Source organism: Microbacterium sp. NPDC056569 (assembly GCF_042793475.1).
Classification (GTDB): domain Bacteria; phylum Actinomycetota; class Actinomycetes; order Actinomycetales; family Microbacteriaceae; genus Microbacterium.
Genome location: NZ_JBHTUV010000005.1, coordinates 191101 through 216202, shown reverse-complemented (window position 1 = coordinate 216202; position 25102 = coordinate 191101). Strand labels below are relative to the sequence as shown.

The 25102-nt window shown below is 70.4% G+C and carries 1 protein-coding gene (cut by a window edge); it reads left to right on the top strand.

Features of this window, described 5'->3' with window-relative positions; genetic code table 11:
* A protein-coding gene (locus ACFQ7C_RS08325; RefSeq protein WP_378899049.1) for a hypothetical protein crosses the window boundary here: on the top strand, positions 1 to 25102 show its 3' portion. 12335 nt of this gene lie to the left of the window's left edge; the window shows 25102 of its 37437 coding nt (coding positions 12336–37437); its start codon lies off the left edge, out of view; its stop codon occupies positions 25100 to 25102.

Below are 25102 nucleotides of genomic sequence, written 5' to 3'. Positions count from 1 at the left end.
GCAGGCCACCTCGAGCGGCGGGACGGCGCGCACCGTCATCGCCGTCGCCGGGGGCGAAGTCGCGCTCGGATCCGATCCGGCGATCCTCACCGGCGTCGAGGGGATCATCGTCCTGACGCCCGCAGGTCTGGCGATGCGTCTGGGTGGGACGCTCGACCTCGGCGCGCTGCTGCCGTCGGGAGTGACGATCGCCGGCTCGTTCGCCCTGGCGATGAACCAGTCCGCGACCGCGGTCACCGAGTCCGTGACCGTCCGCGGACGCACGGTGACGCTCGACCTCCCCGGCAACCTCGCCGTCCGTGTGAGCGGTACGGGCGTCACCCTCGCGATCGCGGGTCAGTCGCTCTCCGGCGACTTCTCGTTCGAGCGGTCCGGAACGACGACGACGATCGGGCTCGCCGATGTCGGCCTGCGGATCGGCGACGGAGGGACCGACATCCTGACGCTGACGGGCGGGACCGGAACGCTCACCCTCGGGGCGACCGGAGTGTTCGGCTCGGTCTCGGGCACCGTGGCGCTCACGGTTCCCGGAGTGGCGGCCTCCGCCGCGATGACGCTGACGATCGACACCCGTCCTGCCACGAAGGCTTTCGCCCTTGCGGTGAACGACCTGGCGCTGGACCTCGCCGGTCAGACCCTCACGGGCGACTTCACCTTCGAGCAGGCGGGCATCGGCGCCGCGCGCGTCGTCAAGGTCACGGCATCCGATGTCCGTCTCTTCCTGGGCGACCCGAAGGGCGCCGGCGACGCCGACGACGTCGGGCTGCGTCTCACCGGCGGGACCGGCGCGTTCCTGCTGACCTCCGCAGGCATGGCTGTCGACGTCTCGGCGGACATCGCCCTCGTCGGCCTCGACGCGATCCCCTTCTCGCTCGGCACCGGCCTCGCGATCCGCCTGCAGATCAACACCGCGCCCACCGCCGTCAAGACGACGCTCGGCTCGCTGAGCCTCGACCTTCCGGCCGGCCGATTCGTGCGCGTCGAGGTGACCGGCGGGGTCACCGTGTTCGGTCAGTCGCTGTCGGGGACCTTCCTGTTCGAGCAGGTGCGCGGCGGCGGGGCGGACGGACGCGCCGGCACCTCCGACGACGTGGACATCCTGCGCATCGCCGCGACGAACGTCGCTCTGTTTGTGGGTGACGACGGCGGAACCCCCGGCGACTCCCCCGCCGACGTCGCGGACGACGTCGGCATGCGGCTCACCGGCGGAACGGCTCTGGTGCTCGTGACGAGCGCCGGCATCGGTGCGTCGATCACGGCGACGGCGTCGATCCGTCTCGGCCCCGGCATCCAGGCCATCGCGACGGTCGGCGTGCAGATCAGCGACATGCGCCGGACCGTCGGCACCAAGGCCGTCCCCGTCGCTGTGGATGAGGAGTTCCTCGTCGGCGGCGAGACGCTCACCCTCGAGCTGCCGGCCGGGCCGTACTTCACGGTCGGGGTGACCGGCCTGACGCTGACGATCGCGGGTCAGCAGCTCACGGCCGACATCTCGTTCGAGAAGTCCACCGCGATCGGGGCCGACGGCAGCGTGGGCACAGCCGACGACGTGACGACGCAGAAGATCCGATTCGCCAATGTCTCACTGCGTCTGGGGACGCCGGATCGCGACGTCGTCGTCGTGCGCGACGGCTCGGGCGCCTTCGACATCGTCGGCAAGAGCGGCGCTGTCGCCGGCGGGATCGCCGGGCGCATCCAGGCGACGGTCGACCTGTTCATCCCCGGGGTGTCGTTCTCCGGAACGCTCGAGGTGCAGATCAACACGCTCGTCGGCGCCCGCTCCGTCGACGGCGCGACGATCGCAGCGGGGCTCAAGGTCGCGGGGCTCGACATCTCGCTCGAGGTGATGGGACAGCGCCTCACCGGCGACTTCGCCTTCGCCAAGGAGTCCCCGAGCGGCCGGATCATCCTCGCTCTGTCGGATGTGGTGCTGGAACTCGGCGACGGCACGCGCACGTACGTGACCGCGACCATCTCGTCGGGGATCATCGAGGTGACCCGCAGCGGCATCGCCGGAGCGCTGATCGCCGGGATCACGCTGAACTCCGCCGTACTGCCCGGCGTCACCGTGGACGCGGACGTCATCGTTCAGGTCAACAACACGACCGCCGACGCGAACCCGTCGCTCGAGGTGGGTGGATCCACGGTCGCGTTCTCGATCCCGAAGAACACGCTCCGGGTGCAGGTCGGCCTCGTGGGCGATCCGGCCGAGATCGGCATCCTGGGGCAGACGCTGAAGGGCGTCGCCGTCTTCGAGCAGACCAGGACCGCCGCCGGCGCGAAGATCGTTCGGATGGCCTTCACGGACGTCGAGCTGTTCCTCGGCGACCCGGGAGCCGACCTCGCGTCGACGTCCGACGACGTCGGTGTGCGCCTCGCGAACGGACGCGGCGCGTTCATCATCACCCCCACCGGGATGGCGGGCGAGATCGCCGGCAGCGTCACGACCCCGGGACTGCCCCTGACGATCACGGCGGACCTCACGCTGCAGCTGAACACGCTCGTCACGAACGGCCAGGGTGTCGTCGTCAACGAGGTGTTCCAGTTCGCCGGCGTCTCCGTCGCGACGATGGCGGACGGGAAGGCGGGGTCCGCCGAGGTGCAGAGCATCACGGTCTCGGCGCCGAGCGGCACCTTCACGCTCGCGATCGACGCCGACAAGGACGGCGTGCTCGAGGCGAGCGAGATCAGCGCTCCGATCGCGGTCGGGGCCGCAGCATCCGTCGTCGATGCCGCGATCGAGGCGCTCCTCGACTCGGACGCCGCCACCGATCGCGTCACGGTCGCCCTCGCCGGCAACCAGTACACGGTGACCTGGAACGCGAACGGCAACCAGGCCGCGCTGCAGGCCAACGTCCGGGTGCTGCGGCTGCCGAAGGGGCCGTTCCTCCGCGTGGCCGCCGACAACATCGAGATCGGCATCCAGAACGGCGCCGAGACCCTCACGATCACCGCGGACTTCGCCTTCGAGCGGATCGGCTCGGGCGTGAACCAGGTCAGCAAGATCGCGCTCGCGAATGTGACCCTCGACGCCGGAGAAGACACCGCAGGCGACAACCCCGGCATCGTGGAGGGCTCGGGATTCTTCGTCGTCTTCTCCCCCGGCGCGACGACGTCGACCAGCCCGGTCAGGACGACGACGACCGGAGGCATCGCGGGCATCATCACGGGCAAGGCCGCGGTCACGGTGCCCGGCTTCTCGGCGTCGGCGTCGCTGGGCTTCACGGTCAACACCACGGGCGCGGAGGTGACGCAGTCGATCGTCGTGGGCGGCGAGACGCTCACGCTCGACGTGCCCGCGGCGCCCGTCTTCCAGTTCATCGTGCAAGACCTCGACTTCAGCTTCGGCGACGTGCTCGAGATCCGCGCGGGACAGTTCGCGATCAGCGGTGACGCGTTCTCGGGGTCGGGCCTCGAGATCTTCATCGGGTCGGGTCCGTCGAAGCTCGCGGGCGGCGGCCTCAATCCCGCCGCGGTGGGCGTGCTGATCCGCAACGCCTCGGTCGACTTCAAGCGGGACGTCACGGGGTGGGCGCTGCGGGCGACCGGTGAGCTCGCGCTGCTCGGGCTCGACGGGCTCGACATCGTGGGCTCCGTGCAATTCCAGGTGAACACGTCCGACGCCACGACGTTCGTCTTCGCGAGCGCCACCGGAACCGGTGCCAACGCCATCGCCGCGGGCTCCGTCGCCGCGGGTGCGTTCAGCTTCGCGGCGACCGGCATGGAGATCCGCGCCGGCGACACGGTGAGCCTCCGGGGCTCGCTGCGCATCAACCGCCAGATCGACGGGACTCTGGCGCTCGCGCTGTCGAACGCCTCGGTCTTCGTGGGCTTCAGCGCCACGAGCGTCGCGAGCATGAGCGGGCTCGCGAGCTTCACGATCTCGCCGGTGAACGGCTTCCAGCTCGTGAACTTCAAGCTCACCGCGTTCTCGATGCTCTCGGCGATGCCGGTCGCGCAGACCGCCTGCGTCGCTGCGGACCCGCGCCCGATCTGCTCGCAGCCGGCACCGGTGGTGACGGCGGACCTGGTCAACCCGGTCCGCGGCTCGGTGTTCAACGGCTCCAGCATCACCTCGCTCCGGGTGCGCTTCACGCCGTCGAGCGGCACGATCCTCGCGACGTCGGTCACCGACGTCGACCCCGAGTTCACCATCAGCGTCGCGGGCGCGTCCGGAACCTGGACACCCGGCACGGCGGTGGCGGTCGCCGGGATGCCGAACACCTGGGACTACGCGATCACCGGCCCGGCGCTGCCTGGCGCCGCGATCGTGACGATCACGTTCATCGACGGCAGCGTCACCTCCGGAAGCGCATCGCTGGTCGGCGAGCAGGAGCAGTTCTTCCGGCTCGCGCCGCTCGCCCCCGGCGGCGTGCCCGCGCCCGTCGCGTCCGTCGCCACGCCGACCATCAGCCTCGCGCAGCTGAACGCGCAGGGCTACATCGACCTCACCTTCACGAACCTCCCGAAGCCCGACGGTGCAGGCGGCACACTCCCGGCCGATCCGATCGACAAGGGACCGATCGAGAACGCGACCGTCGCGCCCTTCACGATCACCGGCCTGGTCGGAGACCTCGAGGTGACGGGGTCGCGCCCCACGATCGTCGGAGCGCCGCTGCTGATCGCCGGCGCCGCCGCCGGCTCGACGAGCGTCACCTACCGGTACTTCCTCAAGGACAAGAACCCGAACAACACGCTGGGCCTGTTCACCGGCACCGGCACGATCTCGATCGTGCTCGATCGCGATGCTCTCGTGCAGTCGGGCGGTCCGACGCAGGGCACGCAGAGTCTGTCGGTCACCGTGTCGCCCGCGGCGGCAGGCGAGATCACGACCGGCGGTCCGCTCGCGCTCGGCCCGCTGACCCTTCAGGGCCCGACGATCGGCCTCGGCGGCTTCGGGTTCGCCGACGGAAAGGTGCTGGTCTCGGTGGTCGTCGGCGTCCAGCGGGCTTCGCTCGCCTTCGGCGGCAACCCGACCACGGGGCAGCAATCGGCGGTGCAGACGAACTCGGGTGTGACGGTCGACCTCATCGGCATCCAGGGCTCGTTCGAGCTCGCCGTCGACGTGTTCGGGCTCCTCGGCGGCAGCGTCGACATCCGCCTCACCGGAAAGTGGGGGCTGCAGGTCGCCGCGCTCGACGCGCAGATCCCCGGGGTGGCGCGCCTCCAGGCGACCGGCATCAAGATCGCGTACGACCCGAAGGGGGCGATCGACCAGGAGATCGTCAAGATCAACACGGCCACGATCACCCTCCCGTCCTTCGGGATCACCGGCTCGCTGCGCCCCTACAACCCGGCCGCGTCCTCGAACATCACCGCCAATAACGACGTGACGCTCGGGCCGGGGCTCATCCCCGGCCTCACCGTCTACGGCAACGGCTTCCGCCTCGGTACCGCCGAGCTGGCGTACGGCATCGCCCCGACCACGGGCGGCACACCGGATCCCGGCAACGCGCTCGCGCCCACCGCAGTCGACCGCAAGATCACGCTCGGCGGAATCCTGGAGCTCGACGACATCCGCGTCGGTGTCTCCGGCCTCGAGGTCCGCTTCCCGCCGGCCGGCGCGCCCAGCTCCGAGACCGCCGGCTTCACGGGCCAGATCTACGTCGCGACCGGCGGCGCCAAGCTCTTCCCCGGCCGCGCGTACGGTGCCACGCTGACCGACCGCCTGACCGCCGACGATCGCAGAGCCGACGGCTCGCCCGATGACGAGGCGTTCCGCATCGCGCTCACGTTCTCGGGCGGCCGGGTCGACTCGTTCCAGCTCACGGTCGACACGCTGGAGATCCGCCTCGGCACCTACGTCACCCTGACGGCCCGTGACTTCCGCCTGGACACGGGCGCGGAGGGCTCCGAGTACATGGTCCAGCTGCAGGCCGTGGGCGCGAAGGTCACCATCGGCTCGCTCGTCATCGCGGGCGAGGGCCGCAACTTCGCGATCACCGGCGACGGGTCGTTCAAGGCGCTGCCGGGCTTCGGCGTGTTCCTCTCGGTCGGCTCGGCCACCGGCGACTCCTTCAAGTGGCCGGCCTTCCTCCCGGTGCGCATCGATGCGATCGGCATCCAGTGGGACGACGTCGAGAACCGTCCGGGCGACTTCGTCCTCATCCTGTCGGCGAGCGTCACCGGCATCCAGGGGCTGCAGGGCCTGCAGATCACCGGCGCCATCCAGGGCATCCGCATCCAGCCGTCGCTGCTGCTCGACGGCGCCTTCCCGATCATCGGCATCGACTCCATCGGCGTCACCGTCAAGGGCAGGATGTTCGGCGGCGAGGTGTCGGCGGGCCTGGTCGGCGGCATCCTCAAACTCGACTCGAACTACTCGATCATCGGCGTCTTCGACACGACGACCCCGGTGCACCAGCGGGTCTTCTACCTGGGCCTCGAGGGGACGATCTCGATCGCCGGCCTCGCCGGGTTCGGCCTGCGGCTCGGCCTGTCCGAGCTCGGGCCGCTGCAGGTCTACATCACCGCGAACATCCCGGGCGGCATCATGCTGGTGCCCCAGATCGGCCTGGTGCTCAATGACTTCGCCGCCGGCGTGGAGTTCTTCAAGACGCTGCCCTCGATCGAGGATCCGTTCGCCCTGCGCTCGTCGGCGTTCCAGCTGCCCACGGTGCTCTCGGCGGCGGAGTGGCTGCTGTCGCTGCAGAACCAGGTGGCCCTCCAGGCCAAGACGATCTCGACCACCCCGGGCCAGAGCGGGTTCGCCGCGGCGTTCACCTCGCCGATGGTGATCACGGGGTCCGCCCGCATCTACTCGATCTTCACGTCGCAGGCGGTCTTCAACGGCCAGGTGATCGTCAAGATCTCGACCGACGGCAAGATCCTCATCATCGGCAAGCTGAACTTCGCGCAGGACAACATCTCCATCAGCGGCCGCCTCTACGCCGATCTGTCGAAGATCGCCAACGGCGATGCGACGGTGCTCTTCCTCGCGGACTTCCCCGACCAGGTGCGTCTGCTCACCATCTACGGGAAGCTCAAGATGGGCTTCCGCGACTCGTCCGGCAACGAGGTGGCGTTCGACGTGGTCGAGGGCGCGGACCCGATCGCGACCGGCACGCCGCCGGTGATCGATCTCGGCGGCCCCACGACGAACGGCGGCACGATCGACGTCGGCGTCGTCAACGGCGCGGCCGGCTCGACGAAGTACCTCGACATCTCCTACACCCCGGCCCCCGGTGCGAGCCTCGACCTCGCGAGCATTCTGACCGACCAGGTGAAGTTCACCCTCACGCGCGGGTCCGACCCGCCGCGGGTGTTCACCTTCACGCGGCCGGTGCCGATCCTGGCGGTGACCACCGCAGGCGGCATGACGCTGGCAGAGCTCCAGGTCGACAGCACCGGCGCCTTCTACATGCTCGACGGCGCGCGCGTCGACGTCCTCACCCGCGCCTCCCTGGCCGATACCGAAGGGGTCGAGGTCGCCGAGATCTCGGACGCGGAGCTGCTCGCGGCGGCCGTCCGGATCAGCGGCACGACCCGCTTCCGCTACGCGATCGGCACCGACGACCTCGGCATGGGTCGCTGGGTCATCCACTTCGCCGCGGGCGCCGTGAAGAACGCCGACCTGACGACGGCGGCCGGCACGACGGTCGGCGCCTCCAGCATCGCCACACAGCTGTCGTTCACCGTGACCGGCGCGACCGCCGTGATCACGAACCCGACACCGGGCGCGTCGGTGGACATCAACGTCGTGAACGGCCGGGCCTGGATCACCGTCACCTTCACGAAGCCGACGCTCTTCACCATCGACCCGGTGTCCATCACCGACCTCGCCGCCGAGTTCCAGCTGTCGGGGCCGGGCCTCGGCACGATCCAGCTGGACGGCACGCAGCCGCCGCAGCTCATCGACACCACCGCGACCACCCTCACCTACCGCTACTGGCTGACCGGGCGCTTCGCGACCACGGGGGCGGTCAACCTCACCTTCCTCTCGGGCAGCTGGTCGTACCTGTTCACGCTCACCGGGGCGCTCACCGTCACGGACGAGCCGACGGAGACGGGTGCGGGCAGCGTGGGCATCCTCTTCCCGGTCGGCGGCGAGCTCGGTCTGCCCGCGGGCTTCACGGTCGACCCGGACTCGGTGATCAGCCGGCTCGCCGGGCTGACGTTCGGCGGCACCGGCTGGGCGCTCACGCGGGACGCTTCCGCGCCGATCACCGCGACGGGGACTCCCGGCGAGTTCCGCATCCCCGTCATCGTCACCGCCGTCGGCAGCGGCGCGCTGACGGCTGCGCTCACCGCGAGCCAGCTCGGGTACCGCGGAACCGTGTCCGCGGGCGCGCAACCCGGGCAGACGCTCACGGTCACTCCCACGGCGTACATCGACGTCGACTTCGACGCCGCGGTGAACGGGCGCAACCTCGACATCGCGTCGATCCTCGACCTGGCCCCCGAGTTCGAACTCTTCGGCGAGGGCCTGGGCACGGTGGTGCTCGACGCCCTCCGTGCGCCCGTGCAACTCACCAGCGCGCCCGCCGGCAAGCTCCGCTTCCGGTTCTGGCTCACAGGTCAGTACGAGGCCGGACTGTCGGTGCAGCTGAACCGCCTCGCCGGCGGCTGGTCCTACCTCGCATCCGTCGCGCCCACAGCCACCTCCGTCACGGCCCCCACGCCGGCGCTCGCGTGGAGTGCGGAGATCACGCTGACATTCCCGGATGCTGCGGGCGCGGGCCTCCCGTCCGGCTACACGGTGGATGCGGCATCCGTGATCAGCCGCCTCGACGCGCTGGTCTTCACCGCGTCCGCCGCGGGCTGGACCGTCGTGCGAGACACCTCGCGCGCGATCCGGGCGGGGACAGGTGGGCTGGAGTTCATCGTGCCGGTCGTGGTCGAGCGCGAGTCGGCCGCCGCCTCGACGTCGTCCGTCACGGTCGCGACGGCGCAGGTCGCGTACACCAGCACGGTGACACCGACTCCGGATGCTGCGTATACGGCGCCGCAGCGCGACTACATCGACGTCCCGTTCGCGGTTCCGACCGGGCTGCTCATCGACACCGCCACGCTGATCGCCGGTCTGCCCGAGATCACGCTGCAGGTGAACGGCACGGCCGTCACCCTCGGAGTGCGGACCCTGCTCTCCATCGAAGACGGGGTCGTCTGGGTCCGCTATCAGCTCGCCTCGCCGCTCGGGGCCGGCGACGACGTGGTGGTCACGTTCCTCGCCGGCGGCTGGTCGTACACGCTGCCCGACGGCACCACGGCCTACACCGGTGCGCAGCCGTCCGCGGGCACCCAGCCCGGGGTCCCGCAGCCGGTCACGATCGCCGCGGCGGACCGCCAGGTCACCTACCTCGACGTGACGTTCATCCCGCCGGTCTCGGTCGGCGGCATCACGTACGCGATCGTCCCGGGCTCGGTCGACGGCGACGAGTTCGTCCTCACCGGGCCCGGAGCCAACGGTGTGCAGATCACGGGCGTGGTTCCGCTCGGCGGGAACACCTGGCGGTTCCTCCTGCGTGGCACGTTCCTCCCCGGCCGGGTCGACGTGGTCTTCGACCTGACGGCGTTCACTGTGAACCCGGACCGCGGGCCTCCGGCCGGCACGACCATCACCCAGTCCTTCCAGGTCGTGGGCTCGACCGGTGACGTCGTGCAGACGGTGCCCGACAACCCGTCCACGCCGACCACGAACGAGGCGACGGTCCGCCAGATCGCCGGTGCGACGATCGGCCGCGACCTCGTCAACGGCCTCAAGTACTTCGAGATCCGCTTCCGCGGCGCCTCCGGCTCCGGCATCGACCACTCGACCATCAACGGCGATGAGCTCGAGTTCCGCGACGCCGCCGGCAACCTGATCATCCTCTCGGCCCCGGTCCGCGTGGGCACGAGCGACACCTACCGCTACTCGTTCACGGCGAACCTCGTCGTCGGCTCCTACACGATGACGTTCCGGGCCGGCAGCTTCGCCGATATCGGGGGCGTGCTCAACTCCGCCGAGACCGAGACCTTCACGGTCTCCGCCCCGACCGCCGCGCTCATCGACCCGACACCGGGTTCGGTGCTCGACGTCAGCGAGCTCGCGCAGCGCGGCTGGGTCGACATCACGTTCCACACCCTGGGCGGCCTGCTGGTCGACGGCGCGACCATCACCGACGCCGACTCCGAGATCGTCGTCAAGGTCGGGACGACCGAGCTCGACGTGATCGGGGCGGCGCTCCTCGTGAGCGGCACGACGTACCGCTACTTCTTCTCCGGCCACGTCTCGGGCGACATCACCGTGACGTTCGTCGACGGGACGTGGAAGAACACCCAGGGCGTCATCTACTCGGCCGCGAGCCACCCCGGCGCCGCGTCCGCGGAGGCGAACCTCACCGACGCGGTCATCCGGCCGCGGACGTGGATCGGAGTGCGCCTCACCCCCGTTGCGGGTGCCACCGTCGACACGACCACGCTGGGTGCCGACGACCTGACGATCTCCGGCGGCGGGACGCAGGCGATGAGCTACGCCGGCGTGCAGTTCGGAGAGGGGATCGCCCGCTACTCGTACACGCTCGGCGCTGATCTCACCGCGGGCACCGTCTCCGTGACGTTCGCGCCGGGCGCCTGGCGCGACACGGCCGGCAACCTTGCCGACGGCGGCGTGCAGACCTTCCGGCTCATCGTCCAGGGCACGTCGTTCTTCATCGAGCTCTCCGGCGGCATCATGCTGCAGGCCGGCGACTTCCTCGAGGAGCCGCTCCTGCACATCCACGCGGAGGTCGTCCTCGAGATCGACACGACGCGCAACCTGTTCATGCTGACGTTCGTCGGCCAGATCGAGGTCTACAAGCTCGGGACCCTCGGCGCGACAGCCGGACGCTTCGTGCTGCTCGTCGGCGACGAGACGACCAACCCGATGCACCCGACCCCGCAGTTCTGGGGCGTCGCATCCGTCGAGATGAACTTCGAGTTCCTGGAGCAGTTCGGCATCCACCTCGACGGCTCCGCGCAGCTGCGCATCAACCTCACCAACGAGGTCAAGACCGAGATCATCACGCTCCCGGGCGTCGGTCCCGGAGGATCCGACCTGACCGAGACGTTCGTCCTCCAGCCGTTCAGCTTCGGGTTCCAGATCGTGGGCCAGCTGATCGTCGCTCCCGGCGGCACGGAGCTCATGCGCGTGCAGGGCGGCGTGTACCTGAACATCTCGCTGGATCCGCCGGCGCCGAAGATGGACATGTTCCTGACCGGGCACCTGTCGTTCGGCTACGGCTCGGCCAGGCTGGAGTACGGCTCGGTCACCGGTCTGCTGATGGTCCGGACGGACGGCCCGCTTCCCGGCGTCGCCGGCAGCATCCGTGTCGCCACCGGCGTCGGAATCGGGCTCCCGAACGTCGGCGCGCTCTTCTCGGCGACCGGCTCCGTGAACGTCATCTTCAACACGACCCTCGCCGATCAGACCTTCGTCGTTCCCAACGCGTTCCTGCCGCTGCTGCTCCCGGGGCAGGCGCCGGTGTTCTACATCCCGGCCGCTCCCCCGGGCATCGACGGCCAGCCGGACCCGTCGGCGACCGGGCCGAGCATCTACGTCGTCGCGGCGATCCAGGCCGAACTGACGATCGGCGGCGCGTTCACGCTCACCGGCTTCATCGGCATCACGGCGGCGATCGACCCGACGGGTACGGCCTACCTCAAGGTCGACGGGATGGTCGGCACGACCATCCCCTACCTCGGGTCGCTCACCGGCGCGCTGAACCTCGCCGTGTACGTGGGCGCGCAGACCGGCGTGGTGGGGCGCGTGCAGCTGACGCTCGGGGTGAACTCGATCCCCGGCATGTCGCTGAACGGCCAGTTCCTCCTCGAGATCAACACGTTCTCCCACGCGCGGCAGATCCGCACCTTCGTGGTCGAGACCGAGAGCGTGAACGGCAGCCCGGTGTTCGGCGGCTTCGCCCGCGACGCGCAGGATCGGCTCCTCGTCGAGAACCAGACGATCAACGTCATCGCCGGCTTCCGCCTCGAGATGTACGGGTCGCTCAAGGTCCTGAACGTGCTCGAGATCACCGGGCACGTGGTGCTCACGATCAGCGCGTCCGAACTGTCGCTCCTCGTCAACGGGCGCGCCGCCCTCGATCCGTTCGGCGAGCTCACGATCGTGGACTCCGGGTTCTCCATCACCGCCCAGGGTGTCGTCGCCCGGTTCGCCATCGCTCTCGACGTCGGCTTCGGCGAGGACATCGGCATCGGCTTCTCGGCGAGCGCCGTCATCCAGCTGAACACCACCGGCTCCGCGAAGATGATCGGCTCGACGAGCGTCGCGCCCGGATTCCTCCTGCGCCTCGACGGCGCGATCGACTTCCTCGGCTTCGCCCGCGGTTCCGGCTTCGCCGAGATCCGCATCGCGGCAGGCGCGTTCGAGATGTCCTTCGGGGTCGACTTCGACCTCGCCGGACTCACGTTCCGCGCCAGCGGCCGGGCAGGTGTCTACGACGACGGCTTCGTGATGGCGGTCGCCGTCAGCGCCTCGGCCGATGCCTTCGTCTTCAGCATCAGCGCGAGCGGCGAGCTGCGCATCAACACCGTCGGCGAGCGGCGGAACGGCGTCGACCCGGGCTTCAAGCTTCAGCTCACCGGCTCGGTGACACTCCTGAGGCTGTTCAGCTTCGACGCGGGCTTCACGATCGAGGTCGGCAAGACGAGTGCGACGGACACGACCTACTCCTCCGGCGACTGGTATCTCGACGCGTACGCGACGCTCAACTTCTTCATCGCCGACCTCTCCGGCTCGATCTTCCTGAACTCGGACGGCAACTTCAGCCTGAAGCTGTCGGGCCGCATGCAGCTCGGCGGCTCGTTCATGGGCATCCGCGGCGAGTTCCACCTCGAGGTGTCGTTCCTCACGCACGAGCAGGACGGCATCGTCTGGTACACGCTGTTCATCGGCGGTGGCGCGAGCGTCGAGGTGTACTTCGACTTCAAGATCTTCGAGATCAGCCTCGGCGTCGGTCTCGACCTGTCGGTGTCCGCCGACTCCCGCGACGGCGTCGACAGCGACGGAGACGGGTTCGGCGAAGTGCCCCTGCGCTTCCGCATCACGGTGCGGTTCAAGGTGCTCGGCACGTGGTACTCGCGCAGCGACACCTTCACCATCGGGAGCGTGTCGTTCCCGGTCGTGCCCTACCTCGCGAGCAACGGCACGACGGGCAATCCGGATCCGTACCACGACCTGCGGGCCTGGCGTTCGACCGACCGCGACCTCTACGTCAACGTGGGCGGCAGCCCGCAGCGCACCGCGAGGAACGTCGCGACCTCGGTGACGAACGAGACGGTGTTCATCGAGCAGATCGGCAGCCTGCAGAACGGCCTGGCGACGATCCGCATCACCGCCTTCGGACACTCCCGCACCTACGCGAACGTCCAGCGCATCCACGCCAGCTTCGGCGACGGCGTCGATCACCTCGTCATCGATCCCAGCGTGCAGGTGCCGGTCACGATCGACGGCGGGTCGGGCGACGACACGATCCTCCTGCAGGGCTCCAGTGCCGGCAGCGTGCTCAGCGGCGGCTCCGAGAACGACACCATCACGGTCACCGGCTCGGCGAGCGCGACGGTCAACGGCGGCTCGGGCAACGACATCCTGCGCCACACCGGCTCAGGCACGGTGACGCTCAACGGCGACGACGGCGGCGATCAGCTGTTCGGCAGCAGCATCACGGACATCCTCAACGGCGGAGGCGACAACGACACGCTGTCGGGGCTCGCCCGTCGCTACGACGGCGGCGCCGGTGACGACGCCATCATCGCGACGGTCGCGGTGTTCACCTCCGGCGACGCGCAGGTCGTGATCGGAGGTTCCGGCACCGACTCCCTGACCCTTTCGCTGAGCGGCGGCGCCGACCTGCTGACGGTCGGGAACCCGGCCTCGAGCACGCTGAGCCTCGACCTCGCCGGCGTCGTCAAGACGACGTCGGGGATCGAGCGCCTCATCGTCGACGCGGGCGCGGGAGCGGATCAGATCACCCTCGACGACGTCACGGGCAACGCCTCAGGCCTCACCCGCGTCGATGTCGCTCTCGGCACCGGCAGCACGGACATCGTGACGGTCCGCGGCTCGAACACCGCCGGCGACACGTTCGTCGTCGCGACCGACAGCGGCCAGACCACCGTGTCGCGCACCTCGGGTGCCGCCTACGCGGTGTGGATCTCCGGCGGCGTGCGCGGCCAGGGCGATGCGCTCGTCATCGAGGGCCGCGGCGGGGCGGACTCGATCTCGGCCGCGGGTGTCACGGCGAACCAGCTCGCCCTCACCCTCCGCGGCGGCACGGAGAACGACGTCCTCGTCGGGTCGGGATTCGACGACGTGCTCGACTCCGGCGCCGGCGACGACACGGTGACGGGCGGCCTCGGGCAGGATCAGTTCTTCGACGACGGCGGCAGCGACACCCTCGTCGAGTCGTTCGCCACCGGGGACTTCGGCCTCTACGGCAACCTCTTCGTGGTCGGGCTCGCGGTCGGCACCGACTTCGGCATCGGGTCGATCGCCGAAGACCTGAAGGGCATCTTCGAGATCGCTCGCCTGACGTCCGCCGGGGGCGGCGCGACGGCCATCCTCGTCGGCGACGCCGACGGTACGGTCACGGTCGGCGGCATCGCCCGCACCGCGAACCCCTGGACCGGGACCGCCTACCTCGACGCCGGCCCCGGCGCCGACCTGGTGCGCATCGAGCTCACCCGCTCGACCGGCATGGCCGTGCACGTCGTCGACACCTCCGGTTCGGACCGCCTCGAGATCTGGGGCTCGACCGCCCCGGACGACCTCATCGTCGATGTGGTGGCAGCGCCGCCTGCGGGTACGCAGCCGAACCGCATCCGCCGTATCGCATTCAGCGACGCCGGGCTGATGACGACCCTCGGCACGATCACGCACTCGGGGGTCGAGCTCGTCGAGATCCGCACGCTCGCCGGCGGCGACCGCGTCGCCGTGCGCGCCATCCAGGTCGAGCACCGCATCTTCACCGGTGAGCACACCGATCGGGTCGCCGTCGGCTCTCAGGCGGCGGCCTCTGGCACCACGAACGCGGCCTGGACGAACAGCGGCGGGAACGTCAACGCAATCAGCGCTCTCCTGGTCGTCTCGGGCGGTACCGGCCCGGGCGCGATCGCGGGCGCCGACGTCCTCGCCGTGGACGACACCGGCGACACCGCGGCGAACACGGGCGAGCTGACGTCCGACCGCATCACCGGCCTCGGGATGGCCGCCGGGATCACCTACTCTGGCGTCGAATCGCTCGCGATCGACCTCGGATCCGGCGGCGACACCTTCACGATCCACTCCACTCACGCCGGCAGCACGACTTTGACCACCTGGAACGGCGCCGACACCGTCATCGTGCGGACCGTCGCCGGCGCCACCACCCTCAGCACCGGCGAGGGCGGAGACACCGTCCGGGTGAGCTCGACCCTCACCGGCATCGGCGGCGTCCTCACCGGCATCACCGCGCCGCTCACCATCTCGGGCGGCTCCGGCACCGACACGCTGTACCTGGACGACGCCGCGACCGTGCTCGACCGCATCGGCGTCGTCACCGGCACGTCGGTGGCGGGACTCGGGATGACCGGAGGGATGCCGCGGCCCAGCCTCGTGCAGGTGGTCACCGTCGCCGGGGCGATCGACGGCCGGTTCGCCCTCACCGTCGCCGGCGTCGGCACGACGGCGCAGCTCGCCTTCGACGCGACGGCCGCACAGGTTCAGGCGGCGCTCGCGGCTCTCGTGGGCGCCGGCAACGTCGTCGTCACGAAGGCCGGCGCTCGCTGGACGGTCGCCTGGACCGGAGCGCTCGCGGGCGCCGCCGGCTGGACGCGTCTGCTCACGATCGCCGGCGTCGCCGGACACCCGCTCGTGCCGGCCGGTGCATCCGTCACCACGAGCACCTTCGCCATGACCGACGGACGCATCGACTACGCCGCCTTCGAGTCCCTCGACGTGACGCTCGGCTCGGGATCCGACGTGCTCAACGTCGACTCGACCCACGCGGCGGCGACGACCGTCCGGGCGGCGGACGGCGACGACCGCGTGTTCATCGAGGGACTGTCCGGCCCGACGACCGTCCTCGGCGAGAACGGCGCCGACTGGCTGCTGGTCAACGCGACCCCCGGCCCCGTCGGGGTGAACCCGATGGACGGACAGGTGCTCAACCTCGACGGCGGCGCGCACTCCGACTACTCCGTCATCGACCTGTTCGGCGTGGGCAACATCCGCATCAACACGCTCGACGTCGCGGACGGCGGCACCAACGTCCTCATCGTCAACGGCTCCTCGCTCGACGACACGTTCCTGTTCCGCCGCAACGCGACCCGCGCACTCATCGCGGCGCTGTCGCAGCCCGGTGCGACGTCCGGGCAGTTCGGCACGGCCGAAAGGGTCACCTACGGCACCGAGATGACCGGCGGCGTCATCGTCAACGGGCTCACCGGCGACGACACCTTCGCCTTCGACGACACGGCCTCGGTGCTCACCGTCAACGGCGGGTCCGGCAACGACCGCTTCCGCTTCGGCCAGCTCTACACCGCCTACGTGCAGGACGCCGAGTTCCCGGCATCCGCCTTCTTCTCCTCCACGCGCGGACAGCTCACGCGAGGCGTCTCGTTCACGGCCAATGTCTACGGCGGCACGGGCGACGACACCTTCGAGGTGTTCCGCAACGTCGCGACGCTCAACCTCTACGGCGACGCGGGCGACGACACGTTCGTGATCCGCTCGTTCGTGGGCGAGTCCGAGCTGACGTCCCTCAACGCCGGTGAGGGGCGCAACTTCATCCAGTACGCGTCGAACGCTCCAGTGAACATCGACGGCGGCGCCGGTTACGACCTCGTGGTGATCATCGGCACCGAGTTCGGCGACACCTTCGTCATCACCTCGGGCGGCGTGTACGGCGCGGGCCGCGTGATCCGCTTCGTCAACGTCGAGCGGGTCTCGATTTACGGCATGGAAGGCGACGACGTCTTCCACGTCCTGTCGACGAACCCCGCGGTCGAGCTGTCGATCTTCGGTGGACTCGGCTCCGACCGTGTCGAGGTCGGCAGCGCCGCCCCGGCCGTCCAGGCGAACGATCTGCTCGGGCACACCGGTCTCATCCGCCACGAGGTCGAGAGCACGCTGGCCAACAGCGCCTGGGCGCTGCTGCCCGTGGACGGCATCTCCACCGAGATCATGGACGACGACGAGCCGACCGTCGTGGTCGCACCCGTGGGCGGCTCGCTCGTCCTCGCCGAGGGCGGTGCGCCGGGCGCGGTGACCGTGCGGCTCACCCGCGCCCCGAGCGTCGCGGTCTCTGTGACGCTGTCGGCTCCTGCCGTCGACCCGACCTCGACGAGCCGCGCCCGGGCCATCGAGCTCTCGCTCGACGGCTCCACCTGGAGCACGTCCGTCACCCTCACCATCGGCGACGCCGCACAGCGCACGGTCTTCGTGCGCGCCCTCGGCGACCTGTCCGCCGAGGGCGAGAGCCTCGCGCCCATCGATGCGATCGTCGTCGGCGCCGAGTACAGCGGAGCCCTCGTCGCGACCACGTTCGTCCGCGTCATCGACGACGACGCCCCCGAGGTGCCGATCGTGCTCCCGGACGGCGGCATCCGGGTCGTCGAACCGGTCGACGCCGCCGGCACCGGCGGCACGACGGCGACCTACCAGGTGCGTCTCACCTCGGCACCTCAGGGTTCCGCGACCGTCCGCGTCTCCGCGCCGACCGGCCTGCTCCTCTCGACCGACGGAGCCACATGGCTCGCCACGCTCGACCTGGTGTCCACCGCCGCGGGTGCGCGCACCCTGCACGTGCGTGCGATCGACGACACCGCCGTCGAGGGCCAGCACGTCCAGGCCATCACCGCCGTGATCGTGTCGAGCGATCGCCGCACCGGTATCGTCGCCGGCGCCGCGGGCCTCGCGAACGAGTTCGCCTTCTCCGGCCTCGCCGCCACCGCGGGCTCGCTGAAGGGCCACCTCATCACGATCACGAGCGGGCCCGCCGCCGGCCAGGTGCGCCGCATCTGGGACAACACCGTCACGACGATCCAGATCGAGGGCGAATGGGATGCCGCCCCCGGCGCGGGCGCCTCATTCACCGTCGTCGGGTACGCCGCGCCGCTCACCGAGACCGAGCTCGTCGGCACGGTCGCCGCGATCTCGGCCGACCGCCGCACGGTGACACTCTCGGGTGTCACGCTGCCGACCGCCGCGGGTGGGCTGAGCGGGTCGCTGCTGCGGCTGGTCGACGCGAACGGCACGGCGGCGTACCGCACGATCGCGAGCAACACCGCCACCACGATCACCGTCCTGGACCCGTGGGGCTCCGGCCTCGTGGTCGGTGGGCGGGTGTACGTGGCCGAGCTCGCCGGCACCGTCGTCGACCGCGTCAGCGTGCTCGTGCACGACGGCGACACGGCCGGCGTCGTGATCACCCCCATCGGCGGCGACCTCCGCCTCGTCGAGGGCGCGACGAGCGGGCAGTTCGGGGCGACCGTGTCGTACACCGTGCGTCTCACGAAGGCCCCCGCCGCCGGTGAGACGGTGAGGGTGACGCTCGGCGCCATCGCCTCTTTCACACTCGACATCGGCGGCGCCGACTGCGGGCTGCCGAACGGCTGCCACGAGCGCCAGCTGGAGATCTGGAACGGCAGCGCCTGGGTGTCGTCGCTCACCCTCGCCTTCACCGCGGCGAACTGGGCCTCGGCGGTCGTCATCACCGTGCGGGCGCTCGACGATGCGCGGGTCGACGGCGACGACGTGCAGGAGTTCGCCGACGCGGCCCGCCGCGTGCACCTCATCCAGGGTCCGCTGTACGTGTCGGGCGGTGACGACCCCAACCCGCCGGTGTCGCTCGAGCTCGACGACTACCTGCCCATCGTGCTGCCCGGCGAGAGCTCGGGCCACCCGACTCCGATCACCGCGAGCACCGGGGAAGCGATCGAGTCGGCGCAGGTGGACGTCCTGGTCGTCCACAACGAGGACAGCCCCGCGAGCGACACCGGCGTCCTCACCCGCGACCGCATCACCGGCCTCGGCATGGCGGGCGACTACTCCCTCGCCGGACGCCCGGTGCTCGGCGGCATCCGCTACGCCGAGTTCGAGGACCTCACCATCCGCCTCGGATACGGCGACGATCGGTTCACGATCGAGACGACCCACGCCGGCACGACGACGGTCGACGCCGGCCCGGGCGACGACCTCCTCACGATCCGCACGATCGACGGCCACACCCGGGTGATCGGCGGCCCGTCGAGCGCCGCCGCCCCGCTGTACGGAAACACCGACCATGACACGTTCGCGGTGGGCACAGCATCCGGTGTCCTGGATCTGCTGGCAGCTCTGCTGGTGCTCGACGGCGGCGTCGGGACGGATGTCGCGAACCTGAGCGACGCGAGCGACACGAACGCCAACCTCGGCTGGCTGACGCAGGACACGCTCACCGGTCTCGACATGACTCCGCGCACCGCCCTCGACGCAGTCGGCCGCCCGCTCGACCGTCTCTACTCGGTCACGCCGCGGGGCGGTTCGTTCACGATCATGCTGTCGCAGGTGCAGGGCGGAGCCGCCACCGGCATCGGCGCGATCACCTTCGCGGCGGGCACGTCGGCCGAGATCGTCCGCTCGGCTCTGCAGTCGCTCCTGCACCCGCAGACCGTCGGCGCCGATCCGGGCGTCGCGATGAGCTGCGGCGAACAGGATCGCACCCGCTGCGCCGCGAGCGTCTACGTGTGGCTCGTCGGAGGCACCTACGTGATCGGCTTCCGCGGTGAGGTCAACGAGAACCCGGCCAACGCCATCACGATCCACCTGTCGGCTCTCGGCGCCGCAGTCACCGCTCCGGCGACGGATGCCTCCGCCCAGGCGGGCATCCGCTACGCCGGGCTCGAGACGCTCAACCTCGCGCTCGGCGCGGGCAGCGACGTGCTCAACATCCGCGGCACGCTGCCGATCACCAACGTCTCGTTCGGGCTCGGCGACGACCGCGTCTACATCTCCTCTCGCGCCGACGTGGGGATCGACCAGAAGCCGCAATTCCTCGCCGGCGACCTCGACCTCGTGCAGGGCACGCTCAACCTCGACCTCGGCGCGGGCCGCCACACGCTGCTCCTCAGCGACGAGGGCGCGGCCGCGGGCGACGCGAACGTGCTGATCACGGATGCTGCCGCCGCCGCGATGGCGCGCGACGCAGCGCTCGCCCCGACCGGCGAGATCTTCGTCACCGGGCTCGCGCCCGCCGGGATCTCGTGGCGCGCCGCCGCGGCAGGCACGTTCGCGGACGGCATCCGTATCTGGTCCAGCGGCTTCGCCGACACGATCGCGATCGACGGCACGCACGTGCGCGCCGGGGTGCGCACCACGACGTGGCTCAACACCGGGCTCGGCGACGACACCGTCACGGTGAACCTGTCGGCGGCCGAGGACGACTTCTTCGTGCTCAACACGCAGGGCCCGAACGACAACGTGATCGGCCTCGGCACCGACCTCGACGACGGCGACGAGCCGCTGCGAGCCGACGTCGTCGCCGGCATCGCCGTCACGCGCGGGGGCGTCACCACGACGATCGACCCGGCGCTGTACGTGGTGTCGTCGCGCCTCGACACCGCGGGTCTGTTCGACGCGCTGCTGCCCGGTGACATCGTGACCGTGCTGCTCCACCTGACGACGTGGGCGGTGCAGTCGAGCGGCGCCTTCGCGCTCGGCGCCACCGGCGATCTGGTCGCATACCGGGTGTGGGTCAACGGTCGTCAGCTGGCCGCGTCCGAGATCGCCGAGAGCGGCGGGGTCCTGACCTTCGCCACCACGGTGCAGCGCGACGGCTCGGCCGCCCACGTGGTGGTCGAGGTCACCCGGTCCACGACCGTCACGGCCGTGATGCCCGCGTCCGGTGCGATCCTTCCCGCAGGGACGACGGACGACGATGTGGTCAACGCGCACGCGTCGACGCTGCCGCTCGTCATCTTCGGCGGCATCGGAGCCGACACGCTCCACGGCGGAACGGGTGGCGACATCGTGTTCGGCGATCGCGGCGTCGTGCGCTGGGTCGACGCGTCCGGCGTCGTCGTCGCACAATCCGGCCACGGCGGCATCGGCGACTTCACTGACGGCGCCGTGCGTCCGCTCGGCTTCCTCACCACGGTGGACCCGACGATCGGGGGTGCCGACGTCGTGACCACCGGGCTCGGCGCCGACATCGTGCTGGGCGGCGCCGCCGGCGACACGGTCATCACGAACCGCGGTGAGACGCCCCTCGCATCCGACAGCACCGGCATCGTGGTCGGCGACCACGCCTCCATCGACTGGGCGCTCGATGGCGCGCCCGCCGACATCGACCGCGTGTGGTCGATCGACCCCTCCTTCGGCGGCTCGGACATCATCACGACCGGCCGCGGCGACGACCTGGTCATCGCCGGCGCCGGCGGCGACACCATCGCCGTGTCGGACGGGCGCAACATCGTCATCGGCGACAACGGCCGCTTCACCGCCGACGCCGGACCCGCCACCGCGCTGTGGAGCGGCGTGCCGCTTCCCGCCGGCCGCATCGAGACGACCGATCCGGCGATCGGCGGGGCCGACGTCATCACGTCGGGCTCCGGCATCGACCTGGTGCTCGGTGGCGCCGCCGCCGACGTCGTCACCGCGGGTGCGGGGGCGGACATCGTCCTGGGCGACCACGGCCTCTTGCTGCTCGCCGTGCGCGCAGGCGCGCTCCAGGTGATCACCGTCTCCATCACCGACAACGCCCTCGGCGCCGGCGACACGATCCGCGGCGAGGCCGGCGACGACCTCCTCATCGGCGGTAGCGGCGCGGACCGCATCGACGGCGGCTCCGACCGCGACCTGATCTTCGGCGACAACGTCTCGCTCGATCGCTCGGAGACCTTCGGCAACCACACGAACCCGCGGTTCCGCGTGCTCAGCGGCGGACAGATCTACAGCACGGATGCTGCGACCGCGGGCTCCGCGCTCGTCACGACGACATGGCAGAACGACCCGGCAGGTCCGACCGCGTGGAGCGACTTCCGCATCACCCTGCTCGACCACGACACCGCCACGCCCGGCGCGCGCTACGGGGCGGACGACATCGCGGGTGGCGCCCACGACGACACGATCTTCGGGCAGCTCGGGGATGACCGGATCCAGGGCGACGGATCGATCGACGAGTCGGTGGGCGCGTCGCGCAACCCCGCCGGAGACCTCGTCCTCGACCCGTCGGTCGAGGCGGCGAGCGACGGCGACGACTACATCGAGGGCGGCGGCGGCTCCGACGTCATCTTCGGCAACCTCGGCCGCGACGACATCATCGGCGGCAGCTCGGATCTCTTCTCGCTCGTCACGCCCGATCGGCGGCCGGACGCCGGCGACATCATCTTCGGCGGCGCGGGCACCGACGTCGGGCGCAACGACGACACCGCCCTGCACGGCCGCGACTCCGACAACATCGTGGGCGACAACGGACGCATCCTCCGGCTCGTGGCGGCCGTGGCCGGCGGATCGACGCAGTACCGTACGTTCACGTACGACAACTACGCCGGCGTCGGTGAGATGCGCCTCGTCCCCCGCGCCGTCGTGATGCTCGACTACACGCCGGGCGGCCCCGACTTCGCGGCCGGGGCGCTCGCGAACGACATCGGCGGCGCCGACGAGATCCACGGCGAGTCCGGCGACGACACCGTCTATGCGGGTCGCGGCAACGACGTCATCTACGGCGACGCGGGCGACGATGATCTCATCGGCGGCTGGGGTCACGACTGGATCTCGGGCGGTACCGGTGTCGACGGCATCCTCGGTGACGACGGCCGCATCTTCACGAGCCGCAACGGCACCACCGAACCGCTCAACGGCATCACCACCGCGAGCGTGCAGGTCGAGATCACCACACCGGGGCGGGTCCAGGTCGCCACGCTGTTCCCGACCGGACAGCTCACCAAGCGGGTCGACCTCACGCCGTTCGCGGCCAACGGCGACGTGTTCGACGTGCACGCGACACCGCTGCACGCCAACGACGTGATCTTCGGAGGCTGGGACACCGACTTCATCCACGGCGGCTCGGGCGACGACGCCATCTCGGGTGCGGAGGCGCTCCCCGTGGGCTACGGCGTGGGCGGCACGCGCAGCGACTTCACCCGGCCCTTCAACGACGGGACGCTCCTCGGCTTCGACGCCGTCACGGGAGAGTTCCTGCTGTACGACGAGTACTCCCCGATGCGGAAGATCCTCGTGAACGGTGGCGAGTGGTTCCTGAACTTCGCCCACGCGGAAGGCCGCCTCGCCACGGGATGCTCGGCATCGAACAACCAGGGGACCTGCACGGCGACGACCACCGTGGCCTCGGACGGCGACGACATGCTGTTCGGCGACAACGGCCACGACTGGATGGTCGGCGGCACCGGTCGCGACACGCTGTGGGGCGGCTGGGGCAACGATCTGCTCAACGTCGACGACGTCCTGACGACGGCCGGCGGGGAGAACACGCAGCCCGACACGCACACCACCTACGAGGACCGCGCCGTCGGCGGCGCCGGCCTCGACGTGCTCATCGCCAACACGGGCGGCGACAGGCTCATCGACTGGGTGGGCGAGTTCAACAGCTACCTCGTGCCGTTCGCCCCGTTCGGCCTCGGAACCGTGAGCCGCCAGGTGCCGCCGGGACTCTTCGAGTTCCTCTCTGCGCTCTCGGCCGCGCAGGGCGCCGACTTCACGGTCGCCCAGCTCGCGGGCGCGGTGTCCGTCCCGCGCAACGGCGAGCCCTACGGCGAGATCGGCCTCGTCACGCAGAAGGACCCGCAATGGCAGGACCAGACCGGCGGGCCGCGTGACCCGCAGCCCGGCAACGTCCCCGGTGGGAAGCGCGACGTGCTGCGCACGGCGGGATTCACGGACGGCGCCGAGGACTTCTTCGCGGACTCCGGGGTGTTCCAGGTGCAGGGTGGGGCGCTCACGGTCACCGCGGCCTCCACCACCGGCGACGCCGTCGCGGTGTACTACATCGACCAGTACCTGCCGATCTACTTCGAGATCCACGCGCAGATCTACCTCACCAAGCCCACGGGCGGGTGGAAGGCGAACGCCTACGTCGTCTTCGACTACTTCTCGCCCACCGACTTCAAGTTCGCGGGCGTCGACCAGTCCACCAACAAGCTCGTCATGGGCCGCCGCACCTCGGCGGGATGGATCGTCGACGTGCAGTCTGTCGTGAACGGCGGCGTCAAGTCGAACAAGTGGTACACGATGATGGTCGCGGTCAACGGCACCACGGTGAGTGTCGTGCTCGACGGCACCGTCGCGTTCACGCATACGTTCGCGCCGCGGATCATCGACGGCGAGTCGGTCGGTCTCAACAAGGGCTTCGTCGGCGTCGGCTCCAACCAGGCGCGGGGACAGTTCGACAGCATCTCGGTGCAGGTGCTGCCGCCGACCATCACGTACGACGTGACCGAGGACTTCACGGCCGGCCCCGGCATCGTCGCACAGGTGCCCAGCGGCACCCTCGTGCCCGCGACCGGCACGGTGAACGGGACCGTCGCGGGCGGTCAGCCGGTCATCGGTCTCGTCGGCATCGGCGGCACGGTCTCGTCGAACGCGTATCTCGAGATCACCCAGGTCGTCACGCTGTCAGCCGGTTCGCGCGCGGGCCTCGTGTACGACTTCTACAGCACCTCCGACTACAAGTTCATCGTGCTCGATCTCGCCGCGCAGACCGTCGTCTTCGGGCACGTGGTCGGCGGGCGAGTGGTGGTCGACCAGACGATCAGCCGTGCGCTGATCGCCGGTACGAAGTACACGCTCTTCGTCACCATCAAGGGCGCCTCGGTGTCGCTGATGCTCAACGGCGTCTTCATCGCGTCGCGGGCGTACAACGCAGCCCTCGCCGACGGCCGTTTCGGACTGCTCATCGCAGCCGGCTCGGCCCAGTTCGATTCGCTGCGAATACGCACCGATGGCTACGTCCCGGCGCCCTCGCTGACAACGACTGCGTTCCTCGCCTCCGAGCCGCCCCCGACCACCCGGCCGCCGACACCCCCGCAGTCCCCCGCGCCGGAGATCGTCGAGCCGGAGATCGTCGAGCCGGAGCCGACGCCGGGGGCGCCTGCCCCGGCACCCGAGCCGACTCCGACGTCACCCGGCTCCGGCAAGGGCAAGAAGAAGTAG